The sequence below is a fragment of the Pedobacter agri PB92 genome (assembly GCF_000258495.1).
In the GTDB taxonomy this organism is placed as follows: Bacteria; Bacteroidota; Bacteroidia; order Sphingobacteriales; family Sphingobacteriaceae; genus Pedobacter; species Pedobacter agri.
In genome coordinates this window covers 1-14,564 of record NZ_AJLG01000035.1, presented here as the reverse complement: position 1 = coordinate 14,564, position 14,564 = coordinate 1, and the positions used below count along the sequence as shown (strand labels likewise).

Sequence of the window (14,564 nt, the reverse complement as noted above, 5' to 3'; positions counted from 1 at the left end):
ATTTTAGGAATTGGCTCCGGCCATAATTAACTGCTCTACAATTTCATTGTAGCCTTTTTCTGAAGCATAATGCAAAGCAGAATGTTCATCGTTATCTTTCTCATTTACATCAGCGCCATTGTCAATCAGCAAAGCTGAAATTTCATTAAAACCGCAAATGGAAGCTACAATTAACGGTGTTTCGCCTTCATTATTTTTAGTGTTGATATCCATTCCCTTCTCTACCAGCAGTTTTGCAATTTCTTTATTTCCCCGGCCGGTGCTGTAGTGCAAAACCGAATTGCCATCCAATCGTTTTAATAACATATCGGCATCAGCATTAATCAGTTGTTGGGCAATTCGTAGATTATTTTGCATACACGCCAACACCAAAGCACTGTCGCCCTGATCGTTGATCGCGTTGATATCGATTGTGTTGATTTTCAATAATGCACCAACCACTTCCGCTTCATTGTTCCAAACCGCCTGATGCAAAGGCGTGTTACCTGAACTATTTTTATCATCACCTTGACCAGCCAGCAACGCTACCGTATCTCGCAAACCTCTGCTCGTAGCATAATCCAATGCACTATGCCCCTCGTTATCCTTAATGTTTTTATCCGCTCCTTTAGATAATAAAAACTTCGTAAATTCTGTTCTTCCTTCTGCCAGCGAATAAATCAACGCGGTTTTTCCTTCTTTATCAGTTACATTAATATCCGCTCCATTATCCAATAACAATGCTACAATTTCTTTATTTCCGCTTTGCGAAACAATATGCAAAGGTGTGGCACTTTGGTTGTTGGCCAGGTTTACATCTGCACCGCCTTCTATTAAAATTTTAACGATGTCTCTTGCCCCTTTTTGGCAAGAATAAAACAAAGGCGTATTGCCCATTGCATCTCTCTTATCAAGGTTTATCCCACCCTTTTTTAATAAAGTTTGTACAATTGCTTTTTGGTTATTTTTACAGGCATTTAAAAATATCGTATCCATTTTATGTTGATGTTAATTTTGATTTTTTGAATTACATTTTTCCAACTAACCAGGCCACAAGTGCTTCATTATCTTTGGCTACTACATAATCTAAGGCAGATTGTTGGGTATTATCCTTAGCGTCAATCAACAGATCTCCAAATTCTGCCATCAGTTCGCAATAGGTTTGCGCATCCGATTTTCTATCATTATTCACCGCATAAATCAAGGCTGTTTTGCCATTTTTGTCGATGAGTTCTGTAGATGCGCCTTGCTCTAAAAGCGTAAGTAAGCTTTTTTCGCCACGTTCCAATCCGGTTGCGCATAAATACATCAAAGCAGAAATACCATCGCGATTGGTTTTATTAACATCAGCGCCAGCATAAGTCGCTTCATCAAGCAATACTTTCGAAATCGTATAGCTGTTATGCATCATCAAACGGTCGGCGTATTTGGCAGATAGGGTTAAAAGCGTGTTCTCCTCATCATCTAAAAGTGAGTTGATATCGAAGCCTGCATCGAGATAGGCTTTTAATATTTTTTGGAATACTTTGTTATGAAAAAGGTCGATGTGAACAGCAATGGTAGAATTTATATCGTACAAATGCCTAAAAGGATGCCAGCCTTTGCTATCTACAGTTGTGGCGTCTGCTCCATTTTTCAATAACAAATCCGTAATTTCTACTGAATGTTTTTGCATCGCGATGGCTAAAGGCGTCATTCCATTAAATCTATCGCCCTCTTTATCATAAATTTCGTTTACATTTTCACCAAGCTTAATCAATGCATCAATTGCCTCCAAATCTTTTTCAGCACAAGCTTGATGTAAATCCATTCCGCCAGCGTTAAAATATAGCGATACCTTTTCTTGGTCGTTAAAATCTACACCCTTTAAAATCGCACCAATAGATTTAGATTTCTGACCAATAGCCACCTCAACAGCCGTTCTTTTCTCGTTGTTGCGCTGTAAAGGGTCTATCCCAAATTCTCTACCTACAATAGCGAATGTGATAAATTGGTTGAACCTCGCCTTGTCTACATGGTGCCTCCATTCTAATTGTCTTCGCTCTTGAAGATGACGCTGATTGTTTTCATCATAGTTTTCGTCTCTCTGATGGATCATTAAACGTTCTAAAGATTTTTCATAATCAGAAATCGCAGAAGAAGAATTTGATGCTAAAATATGCAGTATCGTATTTCCATTACGGTCGTTAAAATCTATTTTGGCACCAGTTTCGGCATACGCTTCCAGCATTTCTGTATAACCTATTTTTGCGGCCAACATTAAAGCGGTTTCACCCTGGCTATTTTTTCTGAGCGGACTAACCTTAGCTTCCAATAATTTTTTGGTGCATTCGTAAACCCTCTTTTCAGCAATAAAGTAATCATAACTACGCAGTGGCGTAGCTAAAAAGTGCAACAGCGTATCGCCGTTACTATCTTCTACACCTGCGGTTCGCCAACCTTTCGCAATCAGGTAATCAACCATTTCTACGTTGACGAAACCACAGACCTGCCTCCAAACTTCCACTTGCTGTTCTTCTGTAATATCGGCAATTTCGGTTTTGTATAGTTCGTTTATCTCGGCAAGGTCTCTTCCCTGGATATAAGCTTGTTCTATTTGATATAAATTCATTTGTTTTCTTAGGTGTTTGTTTTAGATTTTGCGATAGCCAACGCTTCCTGTACGTTTTTACATTTTTCCATATCAGGCAAAGCCGATAAACGAGTGATTTCCTGCCAGTTTTCGAGTTCCAAATTTAAATCGACCAGCAACCTGCGGATGCGTAATTTGATAATACTATTAGTTAAGGCAATTGCGGTTTCGTTTAACGCAAGGCGATAAAAGCGGTTGTCATATTCATCCGTTAATAAATTATCTGGTAAATGATTTGTAGCATTTTGCAAAGCTGATGGCGTAGCGATTTTCATCTGCGCCTCTCCCAACATCGCGATAGCTTTTGAATATTCTTTGGCCGAGTAATGGCATAGCGCCGTATTGTATAATAAGGCTACCGATTTATCTTTTGCGTTTTTATATAAATGAACAAAAGCCGAGTAAGCCAAAAGCCACTGATTGGTTTGGATGTACATCATACCATCAGCCTCCAACTTTGTTAGATTTAACTCGTTTTCTGAATTATTTTTATCGATAAGCATATCTTCGGATTTATTTACCAAATAATTTTTTCCAAAATCCTTTTTCCTTTTTTGGTTCTACAGGTTGGATATGGTTTACCACGTGCTCTGCGTTGTTTATTATGGTTCCTTCTGCCAAACCTTCTCGTTTTTCAATTTCTGCAAACTGAGCCATTGCTGTGTCTTGATAAAGGCGTGCTCCCTCAGGATCGCAATTAAACAAATTAGAATAGCAAGCAGAACTGTTTAAATCTAGCGGATTAGGCTCTACTACTTCTGTTGCTTCTAACAGCCCTAAACCTTTTCCATCAGCGTAAGCCAAAGCTTTTAAAAACACTGCAATGCGCCCATGCGAAAAAAGTTCGTCCAATGCTGTTTTAATAAGCGCATCATTTTTATAATCATTTAATAGCTGTGTTACTTTCTCTTTAGGAATGTAAATCCCCGAACTATAGTTTTCTACAATACGGTTATGAATTTTTTGAGCAAATCTATGTTCGGGAATAATCGCTTCCCAAGGCTTGAAATATTTTTGAAATACATCGCTCTCTGCAAAAGACAATGCACCTCCGCGTACGTAAAAATATTTTTCGAAGAAACCTTGAATAACCGCAATGTAATAGCCGTGTGTATGTTCGAAATTATCATCCGAACCAGTTTCTAAAGCCACATTTATGGTATCGATGTATTTTTGCTGATAAAAATCTTCAATGCCGTGCTGGCTTGCCAATGTATTAACTAGTGCCTTCTTTTCCAATACATCGAAGTACCAAGCCTTCATTTGTTCTTCATCAATTGGATGATAGCTAATGTCCCAACCCATAATATTTCATTTCTTTTGATTTGATAAAAAGCCAAAACCTCAATTATTCAGTTTCGTAATGTAAAATAGCACCCCTAATGAATTAAAATAAGGCTGAATTGAAATTCGCTGGATATGATTGAGAATTCGTCGGTATGTATTCACTATTTGAAAATGGAATGATGAAATCTAAACCTGAAGATCGATTGGCAACAATGATGAATTAAGACAGCGTAAAAAGGCAAAACTTATCATCGTTTTTTGATGTTAGCAGAACGGAAGTACAACTAACAATTTCTTATGATGCAAACAGAACCACAAGACCATCTCTTCACCAAGCAAAATACTTGTGCAGTGAATTTGAAGGTTAACGGAGAAGATAAAAAACTGTTCATCCTGCCATGGGTAAGCCTGCTGGATGGATTGCGTGACCATTTACATTTGACCGGAACTAAAAAGGGTTGTGATCATGGACAATGTGGCGCCTGTACGGTAATCTGCGATGGCAAACGAATTCTGAGTTGCCTTACATTGGCTGTAATGAAAAACGGATCTGAAATTACTACCGTTGAGGGCGTTGCGCAAGGCGATAATTTACATCCGATACAACAAGCTTTTATAGACCATGATGCATTTCAGTGTGGTTATTGTACTCCGGGCCAAATATGCAGCGCCATTGGCCTGATAAAAGAAGGCAAAGCCAATTCACGAGAAGAAGTAAAAGAGTTGATGAGTGGAAATCTTTGTCGCTGTGGTGCAAACGTAGGGATTATCGATGCCATCATGCAGGTAAAAGACGGAGGTAGCGGTGAATAATTTCGAATATCAACAAGCAACAACTTCAGTCGAGGCAATTAACCTTATTGAAAATCATGACGGATCCAGGTTTTTGGCCGGTGGCACTAACCTGATTGATCTATGGAAATATAACATCACCAACCCTACTGAACTGATTGACATCAATCGCATCGCTGAACTGTCAGAAATTCGGGAACTGGAAAATGGAGGGCTGCGACTTGGAGCGGGATTTAAAAATGCAGACACTGCTTACCATCCTGTGGTAGAACAAAAATATCCGCTGCTTTCGAAAGCAATTTTGGCAGGCGCATCGGCGCAAATCAGGAATATGGCCAGTAATGGAGGCAACTTGTTACAGCGAACGAGATGTTACTATTTTTATGATCCTGAAGTGCCCTGTAACAAACGCGTTCCGGGTTCCGGTTGTCCTGCCAAAGAGGGATATAATAGGATTCATGCAATTTTAGGCGCCAGTGAACACTGCATTGCTGTTTTCCCATCTGATATGTGTGTGGCTCTGACTGCTTTGGATGCAGTAGTGAACGTTGCTGGTCCGGAAGGAAACCGCAGCATTAACTTTGCTGACTTTCATCGATTACCAGATGATCGGCCAGACCTGGATAACAACCTTAAACCTCACGAGCTGATTGTTTCCATTGATCTTCCGGAAAAAGGATTCGCAGCAAATTATTCTTACCTGAAACTACGCGACCGGCATTCGTATGCTTTTGCGCTGGTATCTGTTGCAACAGCACTAGAACTTGATGGAGATACCATTAAAGAAGCCAGAATTGCACTTGGCGGCGTGGCGCATAAACCCTGGCGTTCAGCAGAAGCTGAAGACTTTTTGCGAGGCAAAATTGCAAATGCAGAGAGTTTTGCCCTTGCAGCAGATATTATTTTAAGCGGTGCAACAGGATATGGACACAATGATTTTAAAATAAAGCTTGCCAAAAGAGCAATTGTTCGTAACGGGTTGATGGCTTTAAATCCAGAATCTCAGCTTCCGGGTGCGCAGCCATCAGCATAAAACCAAAAAAATTAAAATGGATTTAAACAAAACTGTAGGACAACCCATTAGCCGACTGGAAGGAAAGTTAAAGGTAACTGGTGTTGCAAAATATGCGGCCGAGTATGAGGTAGACGATTTGTTACATGGGTATGTGGTGAGCAGCCCAATTACAAAAGGCAAAATTTTAAATATTGATATTTCAAAAGCACTTCGTATTCCTGGTGTTAAGGATGTGCTCTCGCATGAAAACCGCACAAAATTGGCATGGTTTGATTTGCAATATACCGATATGGATGCGCCACCAGGGACCGTTTTCAAACCCTTGTATGACGAAAACATCCTATACAACGGCCAACCGATTGCGTTGGTAGTGGCTGAGGATTTTGAAACGGCCAGGTATGCTTCTACCCAAATTATATTTGAATTTCAGCAGGAAACTTTTGAAACCAATTTAAGAAACAATCTCGATAAAGCCCGGCCAGCCAAGAAGGGCTTCGCCACAGCGTTGAAACCGCCACCGCCTCCTCCTACCGGCGACTTCGAAAACGCTTTTGAGAATGCTGCCTGTAAAGTGGAAGCGGAATTTCAACACGGCACTGAACATCATAATCCAATTGAGCTTTTCGCTACAACCACCGTATATGAAGGAAAAGGAAAACTGACCATTTACGATAAAACACAAGGAACCATTAACAATCAATTGTATGTGGCTAATATTTTCGGTTTGCATTATAAGGATGTAAGGGTTCTGGCTCCTTTTGTGGGCGGTGCATTCGGTTCAGGACTTCGTCCGCAGTACCAACTGTTTCTTTGTGTAATGGCAGCACTCCACTTAAAACGAAATGTGCGGGTGGTGTTGGATCGGAAACAAATGTTTTCTTTCAGCCATCGGCCGCCAGCCATACAAAAAATGCGTTTTGGCAGTGATATCAATGGCAAAATCACGGCACTTGGCCATAGTGCCTTTGCAGAAACATCTAATTTTGAAGATTATACGGAGCCGACAGCAAATTGGAGCCATAAACTATATCCTTCACCAAATACACTTTTTGAGCATAACCTTGTTCCCTTAGATGTTTACACCCCAATGGATATGCGGGCGCCCGGAGGAAGTACAGCGCTTCATGCCATTGAATGTACCATGGATGAACTCGCCCATCAGCTTAAAATCGATCCGTTGGAACTCCGCCTGATCAATTATTCTGAGATGGATCCCTCTAGCAAAAAACCATACACCAGCAAAGCGCTTAGGGCTTGTTACCTGGAGGCTGCTGAAAAGTTTGGGTGGAGCAACCGAAACCCGGAACCACGGGCCATGAAACGGGGTAATAAATTGGTGGGCTTTGGAATGGCTACAGGAATCTGGGACGCCTTTCAGTTTCCGGCACGGGTGGAAGCCATGATTACCAAAGATGGCAGAATGGTGCTGAATAATGCCACCACCGATATTGGAACAGGAACATTAACCGTGATGACTCAAATTGCAGCCGATGAGCTTGGACTTTCTTTAGAAGAGGTTGATTTTCAATACGGAGACAGTAAAAAGCCGTTTTCAATGTTTCAGGGTGGCTCAGCCATCACTTCATCTACCGGAGTTGCCATTGTAGTTGCAGCAAAAGCCTTGCGCAAAAAACTATTAAGGAAAGCGGCAGAAATGGATGCTTCACCATTTAAAAAAGCAAAAGAAGATGAGGTGATTTTTAGTGCAGGAAAAATGCACCTAAAAGATCAGCCTGAAGTTTTTATTTCGCTAAAAGAAATTATCGCCTCTAATAAAGGTAAAGCCATTAAAACCACTAACCTAGGGAAACCGCACATGCTTAAACTGAGGAAATACAGTTTGGCCACACATAGCGCTTCCTTTGTAGAGGTAGAAGTAGATCAGGATCTTGGTACAGTAACGGTTACAAGGGCAGTTACGGCTGTTGCCGCAGGGAAAATTATCAATCCAAAAACTGCAAAAAGCCAAATTTCAGGATCAATGGTTTGGGGGATTAGCAAAGCCTTACATGAGGAAACCATTATGGATGATCACCTGGGTAAATACATTAATGCCAATCTCGGAGAATATCATATTCCGGTACACGCCGATATTAACCAGCTCGATGTGATTTTTGCGGATGAAAAAGATGACCTGATTAATGAAATCGGTACGAAAGGTGTGGGTGAAATTGGCCTGGTAGGAATGCCTGCCGCTATTTCTAACGCAATTTTTAATGCTACCGGTAAAAGAATTTACAAATTACCCATCCATTTCGATGAATTGATTTAACAACTAAGCAACAGCATTAACTACTAAGGCACAATCAATTAATCTGCTTAGTCTTCCTTAGTAGTTAATGTAAACTCCAGACTATTTTCGTCACTTAGTTCATCTTCCTGATGGGTCACCACGATGACAGTAGTTTGCTGCTCGGTAAAAAGAAGTTTGAGTCCGCTAATTAAACGGTGTTTCAGCTGGCTATCAAGTGCTGCAAAGGGCTCATCCATCAAAAGGAGTTTTGGTTTTGTAGATAGGGCTCTCATGATTGCTAAACGTTGTTGTTGGCCTCCAGAAAGTTGCCTGGGCAGTTTATCCCGCATTTTCGTCATCTCACCAAGCTCGAGTAAACGGGAAATGTAAGATGAATCATTGCTTCCATACTGAAGATGTTTTTCGACGCTCATGTTTGGAAATAGTGCATAATCCTGAAAGACAAATCCAACACCACGATCCTGTACTTTCTTGGAATATCCTCTTTCCCCGTCATACCAAAGCTCGTTTTCAAACACCACCTTTCCTGAATCAGGAAGCACCAGACCTGCTAGAATTTTGAGAAGTGTTGTCTTCCCCACTCCCGATGGACCAAGTATTCTTGTCGTTTTATTTAACTGAAAACCAGTATCCACTTCCAACTCAAAATGGCCGTATTTACCACCTACTTTTTTCTCAACTGCAATTTTTATCATTCGAAGGGACTTTTAACAGCATTTCTATTAATTACAAATACGCCAATAACAATAATAAAAGTGATGGCAAATAAAATCATGGCATAAACGTTTGCAGCTTGATAATCCATGGTTTCGACGGCATCATAAATGGCAATGGATGCAACTTTAGTTTCTCCCGGAATATTTCCTCCAATCATCAGCACCACACCAAATTCACCAAGGGTATGGGCAAAGGTTAATACGGCCGCCGTGTAAATAGACGGTTTAATATTTGGAAGCAAAACGGCGAAAAAAGTTTTTGTTTTCGATTTTCCCATAACGTATGATGCTTCAGCAATGGATTGGGGTAAATGTGAAAATGCAGCCTTTATCGGGCTAATCATAAATGGCAGACTATAAATAATTGATGCCAAAATTAATCCTTTGAAAGAGAAAACCAGCTGCAGGTTAAAATGAAGCTGCAACCATTTCCCAAATGCGTTATTCGGACTGAAAGCTAAAAGCAGGTAAAACCCGAGTACGGAAGGTGGCAATACCAGTGGCATGGTGATAATGGCCTCTATGACTAATTTCAAAATACTTTGTTTCCTGGAGAGCCAGTATGCAATCGGAATTCCGAGGATGAGCAGAAAAATTGTCGTAATTAAAGCGAGTTTCATACTCAGCCAAATGGGGTCAAGATTCATGCTTAATTTTGTAGTGGTAAGTGATAGCCATTTGCATCGATTATTTTCCTAGCCGATGGAGAAGAGAGATAATTATAAAACTGTGTTGCTTTATCCAAATTGGTTTGATTGGCATATTTAAGCAAAATAACTGCCTGCTCAATTTTACCGTAACTTTTTGGATCTACCCTTACCCACTTTACCTTTGAATGGTCAACCCGTTCGTAAAGGAATGCCTCCGTGGTAAAACCGACTTCGACAGCGCTTGTTTGAATATAGGTATTTACTTGCGAGATACTCTCTCCAAATACCAGTTTCGAAGCAATGTCATTTTCCAGTCCGAAGAATTTAAGCGATTCTTTTGCAGCTTTGCCATAAGGTGCTGTTTTTGGGTTTGCAATCGCAATTTTTTTCACTTCGGTACTTTTTAAAAGCGATTGCCAGTTCTTCACCTCCCCTTTAACCGATCCGCAAACAATTAAACTTCCTAAAGCATACACCTTTGGCGACTTCAACCCATAGCCCTTGGCAAACAACTGATCTGGAAATTCAGTATCTGCAGAAAGAAATATTTCATATGGAGCACCATTCATTATTTGTGCGGTAAGCTTTCCTGATGCACCGATAATTACTTCGAGTTCAATACCAGTACGTTTTTTAAAATCAGCTTGCAGCTTTTTGATAACGCTTTGGGCATTCGCAGCTACTGCCACACGAAGTGGCTGCGCATATCCTTTAATCTGCAAAGCAATCAAAAAGGTAAAAAGTATAAGAATCCTGGCAATTTTATAATATCTAGGCATTTAGTTCAGTTGAATAATTTTAGAATCAGGCTAAATTTAGCCTTTTAGCTACAAACAACAAGTATTAAAATAGGTTTAAGATTCAGTGAAAATCCTAAGATAATACCTCGCCCTTAAAACGCCTAAGAATATAAGATTACCATAATTACTTTTTATGTACCAATATTACTGAATGGGCAAACACTTGAGCATGTTATTTGTAAATTAGTTAGCGGAAAATTACGATTAGCGGAGGCCATGAATAGACCTTATTTTTCAATTCCGCTAATGCAACACTAAAACTAACAAAATGATTTCTTTGAACATTAACGATCAAAATTATAATATCGACGCAGATCCAGAGATGCCTCTATTATGGGCTATCAGAGATCTGGTTGGGCTAACCGGCACTAAATTTGGCTGTGGCGTGGCACAATGTGGCGCTTGTGTAGTGCACTTAAATGGTGAGGCTGTTCGTTCCTGCGTAACAAAAGTTTCAAGGGCGCAAAACCAAAAGATTTTAACCATTGAAGGTTTATCAAAAAACAATGATCATCCTTTACAACTCGCATGGAATGAAGCAGATGTACCGCAGTGCGGTTATTGTCATTCAGGTCAGATCATGTCTGCTGCTGTTTTACTGCGGGAGAAACCGGATCCGACCGATGAAGATATAGATCAGGCCATGTCAGGCAACATTTGCCGCTGTGGAACGTATCCACGAATCCGCAAAGCCATCCACATGGCTGCTGAAATAACCAGGAAAGGAGGAATGGCAAAGTGATGATAAAATTAAAAAATCTGCTCAAAGGCCACACAGGCATCATGCGGATCGCCTACATTATGGTGATCATGCTCTCACTGGTAACGATCATGGCTTTTGCTTTACATGACGATCATAAGCCTGTTGAGCACGAAAAGAAAATTGTCGTAGTAAAAGATAGTGTAGCATCGGTAGCAGCGTTTAAAAAAGTTTACCGGGTACTAATGAGCCCCCGATGCATGAATTGCCATCCATCCGGAGATATTCCGCTTCAGGGTGATGACAGCCATTTACATACGATGAATCCGCAGCGAGGTGTAGAGGGAAAAGGTGTTTTCGCCATGAAATGTGCCAACTGCCACCAACCGACCAATACACCTGGTAAAAACACGCCTCCGGGAAATCCAAACTGGCATTTGCCACCAGCAAATATGAAAATGGTTTTTCAAGGCAGAACACCATATCAGCTAGCCAAACAGCTAGTTAATCCGAAGCAGAATGGAAATAAGGACATTAAAAAATTAATAGAACATGCTGATGACGGATTAGTGCTGGCCGGTTGGAATCCTGGTGAGGGAAGAACGCTACCGCCAATGAGCCATGCAGAATTTAAAAAGGCCTGGATTACCTGGCTTACAACAGGTGCCTATGCGCCAAAAAATAACCTTACTTTCTTTCAGAAAACAACATAATATGAGCACACCACAAGTTTCGAGAAGAAATTTTTTAAGAACCGCAGGATTAGGAAGTGCAGGCTTATTTCTGGGTTTATATTTGCCTGATGCCGCAGTGGCAATGGTAATGAGTGAAGAAGAAGCCGTGGCAGCAGATGTTTACACCGAGCTTACTGCTTGGATTTTGATTAAACCATCCGGACAAATCACCCTCGTAAGTCATCGGGCAGAAATGGGCCAGGGTGTTTATCACTCTATTGCACAAATCATTGCCGAAGAGCTTGAGGTAGATTTAGCATCAGTAGATATCCAGTTTGCACAAGGTAACGAGAAAAAATATGGCAGCCAGTTAACAGGTGGTAGCTCAACCATTCGAGGCGCTTACAAAAACCTGCTGAAATTAAGTGCCTCAGCACGACAAGTATTAATCATGGCAGCAGCTGCAAAATGGTCAGTACCCGTTACCGAATGCTATGCAGCATCAGGTCATGTAATCCACAAACCTTCTGATAAAAAGTTTCATTACGGCGAACTGGTGGTAGATGCCTCCAAACTACAGGCACCAAAAGATGTCGCATTAAAACCTCGCTCTGCTTATAAATTAATCGGCAAACCGCTTCACCGGAAAGATACGCCGCTTAAAACTAACGGACAGGCAATCTTTGGAATCGACAAACGAATTCCCGGAATGGTATTTGCCGCCGTAGAGCGTAATCCAAGATTAAGGGGAAAGATTAAAAGTTTTGATGATACTGAAGCACGTAAAGTTCCTGGCGTAACCAATGTGATTAAGATTGCCATGGGGGTTTATGATATGGATAGAGAAGGTGTTGCCGTAATTGCCACTTCAACCTGGGCGGCATTGCAAGGCAAAAAGGCGTTGAAGATAGAATGGGACGATAGCGGTTTTGAGCATGTGAACACGCCTGAAATCTATCGCAAACAACGCGAAGTTTTAAAAACCGAAGAAGGGCGTTTATTAAAAACACAAGGCGATCCCAATGGTATAATTAACCGTTCGAAAGATATTCTGGATGTTGTTTATGAAACACCTTATCAATCTCATGCAACCATGGAACCTTTGAATTGTATTGGTCATCATCGCGGCGATACCGTTGAAATTTGGGGACCGGTACAGGCACCCAACTGGATTCAGGATTACATCAGTAAAAAAATGGGAATTGCCTTTGATAAAGTGATTGTAAACATGACTTTTTTGGGTGGTGGTTTCGGCAGAAAGGCTTTAATGGACTACCCGCACGAAGCATTGGTAATTTCTAAAGCCATCGGCTTACCTGTGCAGGTAATTTGGGCTAGAGAGGATGATATCACACAAGGGCCATTCCGCCCGGGCATTTCCTATCGTTGCCAGGGTGTAATTGAAAATAATGAAGTCAGCGCCGTAAAATTTCGCACGGCTGGACAAAACAATGATCATTTCCGCTCTGGTGATAATGGTAAAGCAAATAGAAGTACTTCCGAAGGCTGGCTAAAACCATATTTCGAAACCATCAAAAACATTAGTTTTGCTGATGTTCTTTTTCAAACCCCAGTTCCAACTATGTTCTGGCGCTCGGTGTATGCCTCTACAAATGGTTTCGCCTATGAAAGTTTTGTTAATGAGCTGGCCCATAAAGCGGGTAAAGACCCGCTTGCGTTCAGGCGGCAGTATCTTAAAGAAGAGAGGGCTGCTAAACTAATTGATAAAATTGAGGAAGTTTCAGGCTGGAGGAACAAAGGAAAAACCAAAGGTTTCGGCATCGCCATCACAGAATGTTTTGGTACAACAGTCGCTCAGGTAGTCAAAGTTTCGAAAAAGAAAGGCGAAAAACTAAAAATTGATCAGGTTTGGGCAGTGGTAGATTGCGGATGGTATGTCAATCCGGATATTATTCATGCCCAGATTGAAGGTGCCATTGTAATGGGCTTAGGGGCGGCAACCATTCACGAAATTACTTTTAAAGATGGTTTGGTAGAACAGCGCAATTTTTATGATTACAAAATGCCGAGACTAACTGATATTCCACCAATCGAAATACATATTATGGAAAATGATTCGGATGCAGGCGGTATAGGCGAACCGGGATTACCTCCCTTCGCTCCTGCCCTAACTGAAGCAATATTCGATCTAACGGGCAAACGCATTAGAAAACTACCTTTTGATATGGCAAGTATTTAGTTTAATTTTATCTGAAGCCAACTATGGCTTTAAATTACCCTATGAAAGAAATAGTTGACATCATTAGTGCTTACCATAGTGCTGTAAAAGAAAACCGGAAAACAGCATTGGCAACTGTAGTCAAAGTAGAAGGTTCCTCCTACAGAAGAGCAGGCGCCAGAATGCTCGTTACTGACGATGGCATGCTGACAGGCGCAATTAGTGGTGGTTGTTTAGAAGGTGATGCACTTCGCAAAGCACTTTCTGCTATTCATCAGGGCGAAAATAAATTGGTAACCTACGATACAACGGATGAAGACGATGCTAAATTCGGGGTGCAGTTAGGCTGTAATGGAATTGTTCATATTTTGTTTGAACCCATTTTCAGCGATGATCAGTTTAATCCGATTGAATTGCTAAAAGCAGCCAACAGCAAACGTGAAAATTGTGTTTTTATAACGCTTTTCTCCCTCGAAGATAAAACGCAGCCTGGTTCTGTCATGTTATTCCGTGAAGACTCCATTTTAGAGAGAAATATTCCCGAAATAGCTGGCTCAATAAAAAATGATGCTTTCGACGTATTGAAATTGAAATTATCGCGAATAGAAACGTATAGCATCGAAGGGAAAAACTACGATGCTTTAATTGAATTTATTCCGCCACCCATCCAGCTGATCATTGCCGGAGCAGGAAACGATGCCCAGCCACTTGTGTCTATGGCCAACATCCTCGGATGGGAAATCACGGTAATTGATGGACGGCAAACGCATTGCACCTTGCAAAGGTTTCCGAGTGCAAAAAGCATTCTGGTGGCAAAACCCAAAGAAATCTTAGCTAATGTCGATATAGATCGCCAAACTGCATTCGTGTTAATGACACATAATTA

General features: G+C 41.0%; 14 protein-coding genes. 7 read left to right on the top strand and 7 right to left on the bottom strand.

The window, feature by feature from the left end; translation table 11 throughout:
- Nucleotides 1-3 precede the first annotated feature (3 nt).
- Genes ON09_RS07240 through ON09_RS07225 form a run of 4 tightly spaced genes read right to left on the bottom strand, consistent with a single transcriptional unit; the run spans nt 4 to nt 3,916 of the window.
- The gene (locus ON09_RS07240) at nt 4-975 is read right to left on the bottom strand and encodes an ankyrin repeat domain-containing protein (protein WP_010600394.1); all 972 of its coding nucleotides are present in this window, start codon (nt 973-975) and stop codon (nt 4-6) included.
- 31 nt (nt 976-1,006) lie between these two features.
- The gene (locus ON09_RS07235; protein WP_010600393.1) at nt 1,007-2,590 is read right to left on the bottom strand and encodes an ankyrin repeat domain-containing protein; all 1,584 of its coding nucleotides are present in this window, start codon (nt 2,588-2,590) and stop codon (nt 1,007-1,009) included.
- 8 nt (nt 2,591-2,598) lie between these two features.
- Nucleotides 2,599-3,114 (bottom strand): hypothetical protein, encoded by a 516-nt coding sequence (locus tag ON09_RS07230; RefSeq protein ID WP_157258870.1) that lies wholly within the window; start codon nt 3,112-3,114, stop codon nt 2,599-2,601.
- Between the two features lie 10 nt (nt 3,115-3,124).
- Complete coding sequence (locus tag ON09_RS07225) at nt 3,125-3,916, bottom strand: hypothetical protein (RefSeq protein ID WP_010600391.1); 792 nt, start codon at nt 3,914-3,916, stop codon at nt 3,125-3,127.
- Nucleotides 3,917-4,195: 279 nt separating this feature from the next.
- On the opposite strand from ON09_RS07225, the gene ON09_RS07220 reads away from it, so the two are divergent.
- From ON09_RS07220 to ON09_RS07210, 3 genes are read left to right on the top strand one after another with little or no spacing between them, the layout of a single operon-like run.
- Nucleotides 4,196-4,711 (top strand): (2Fe-2S)-binding protein, encoded by a 516-nt coding sequence (locus ON09_RS07220; protein ID WP_010600390.1) that lies wholly within the window; start codon nt 4,196-4,198, stop codon nt 4,709-4,711.
- Nucleotides 4,704-5,723, top strand: coding sequence for an FAD binding domain-containing protein (locus ON09_RS07215; RefSeq protein ID WP_010600389.1), 1,020 nt, complete (start codon nt 4,704-4,706; stop codon nt 5,721-5,723). Before ON09_RS07220 ends, ON09_RS07215 begins: the two co-directional genes overlap by 8 nt.
- 16 nt (nt 5,724-5,739) lie before the next feature.
- Nucleotides 5,740-7,977 (top strand): xanthine dehydrogenase family protein molybdopterin-binding subunit, encoded by a 2,238-nt coding sequence (locus tag ON09_RS07210; protein WP_010600388.1) that lies wholly within the window; start codon nt 5,740-5,742, stop codon nt 7,975-7,977.
- A gap of 47 nt (nt 7,978-8,024) precedes the next feature.
- On the opposite strand, the gene ON09_RS07205 is transcribed toward ON09_RS07210, so the two are convergent.
- From ON09_RS07205 to modA, 3 genes are read right to left on the bottom strand one after another with little or no spacing between them, the layout of a single operon-like run.
- Nucleotides 8,025-8,654 (bottom strand): ATP-binding cassette domain-containing protein, encoded by a 630-nt coding sequence (locus ON09_RS07205; RefSeq protein WP_010600387.1) that lies wholly within the window; start codon nt 8,652-8,654, stop codon nt 8,025-8,027.
- Nucleotides 8,651-9,295 (bottom strand): molybdate ABC transporter permease subunit, encoded by a 645-nt coding sequence (modB, locus tag ON09_RS07200; RefSeq protein WP_238533617.1) that lies wholly within the window; start codon nt 9,293-9,295, stop codon nt 8,651-8,653. The genes ON09_RS07205 and modB overlap by 4 nt, the downstream gene beginning before the upstream one ends.
- 29 nt (nt 9,296-9,324) lie before the next feature.
- Entirely contained in the window at nt 9,325-10,104 is a 780-nt protein-coding gene (gene modA, locus ON09_RS07195; protein ID WP_010600385.1) for a molybdate ABC transporter substrate-binding protein, read from the bottom strand.
- 289 nt (nt 10,105-10,393) lie between these two features.
- Here modA and ON09_RS07190 point away from each other — a divergent pair, with 289 nt between their 5' ends.
- The 4 genes from ON09_RS07190 to ON09_RS07175 form a co-directional block, all read left to right on the top strand.
- Nucleotides 10,394-10,867, top strand: coding sequence for a (2Fe-2S)-binding protein (locus tag ON09_RS07190; protein ID WP_010600384.1), 474 nt, complete (start codon nt 10,394-10,396; stop codon nt 10,865-10,867).
- Complete coding sequence (locus ON09_RS07185; protein ID WP_010600383.1) at nt 10,867-11,538, top strand: cytochrome c family protein; 672 nt, start codon at nt 10,867-10,869, stop codon at nt 11,536-11,538. The genes ON09_RS07190 and ON09_RS07185 overlap by 1 nt, the downstream gene beginning before the upstream one ends.
- 1 nt (nt 11,539) lies before the next feature.
- Nucleotides 11,540-13,699: a molybdopterin cofactor-binding domain-containing protein gene (locus tag ON09_RS07180; protein WP_029204178.1), complete on the top strand. Its 2,160-nt coding sequence runs from the start codon at nt 11,540-11,542 to the stop codon at nt 13,697-13,699.
- A 41-nt stretch (nt 13,700-13,740) separates the two neighbouring features.
- The coding region (locus ON09_RS07175) for an XdhC family protein (protein WP_029204177.1) at nt 13,741-14,564 on the top strand (824 nt) is incomplete at its 3' end.

Bases quoted from the DNA above. Each gene is read 5' to 3' on its own strand.
- ON09_RS07185 (WP_010600383.1), top strand. From the start codon at position 10,867: ATGATAAAATTAAAAAATCTGCTCAAAGGCCACACAGGCATCATGCGG.
- ON09_RS07220 (WP_010600390.1), top strand. From the start codon at position 4,196: ATGATGCAAACAGAACCACAAGACCATCTCTTCACCAAGCAAAATACT.
- ON09_RS07205 (WP_010600387.1), bottom strand. From the start codon at position 8,654: ATGATAAAAATTGCAGTTGAGAAAAAAGTAGGTGGTAAATACGGCCAT.
- ON09_RS07190 (WP_010600384.1), top strand. From the start codon at position 10,394: ATGATTTCTTTGAACATTAACGATCAAAATTATAATATCGACGCAGAT.
- ON09_RS07210 (WP_010600388.1), top strand. From the start codon at position 5,740: ATGGATTTAAACAAAACTGTAGGACAACCCATTAGCCGACTGGAAGGA.
- ON09_RS07180 (WP_029204178.1), top strand. From the start codon at position 11,540: ATGAGCACACCACAAGTTTCGAGAAGAAATTTTTTAAGAACCGCAGGA.
- ON09_RS07225 (WP_010600391.1), bottom strand. From the start codon at position 3,916: ATGGGTTGGGACATTAGCTATCATCCAATTGATGAAGAACAAATGAAG.
- modA (WP_010600385.1), bottom strand. From the start codon at position 10,104: ATGCCTAGATATTATAAAATTGCCAGGATTCTTATACTTTTTACCTTT.
- ON09_RS07240 (WP_010600394.1), bottom strand. From the start codon at position 975: ATGGATACGATATTTTTAAATGCCTGTAAAAATAACCAAAAAGCAATT.
- ON09_RS07235 (WP_010600393.1), bottom strand. From the start codon at position 2,590: ATGAATTTATATCAAATAGAACAAGCTTATATCCAGGGAAGAGACCTT.
- modB (WP_238533617.1), bottom strand. From the start codon at position 9,295: ATGAAACTCGCTTTAATTACGACAATTTTTCTGCTCATCCTCGGAATT.
- ON09_RS07230 (WP_157258870.1), bottom strand. From the start codon at position 3,114: ATGCTTATCGATAAAAATAATTCAGAAAACGAGTTAAATCTAACAAAG.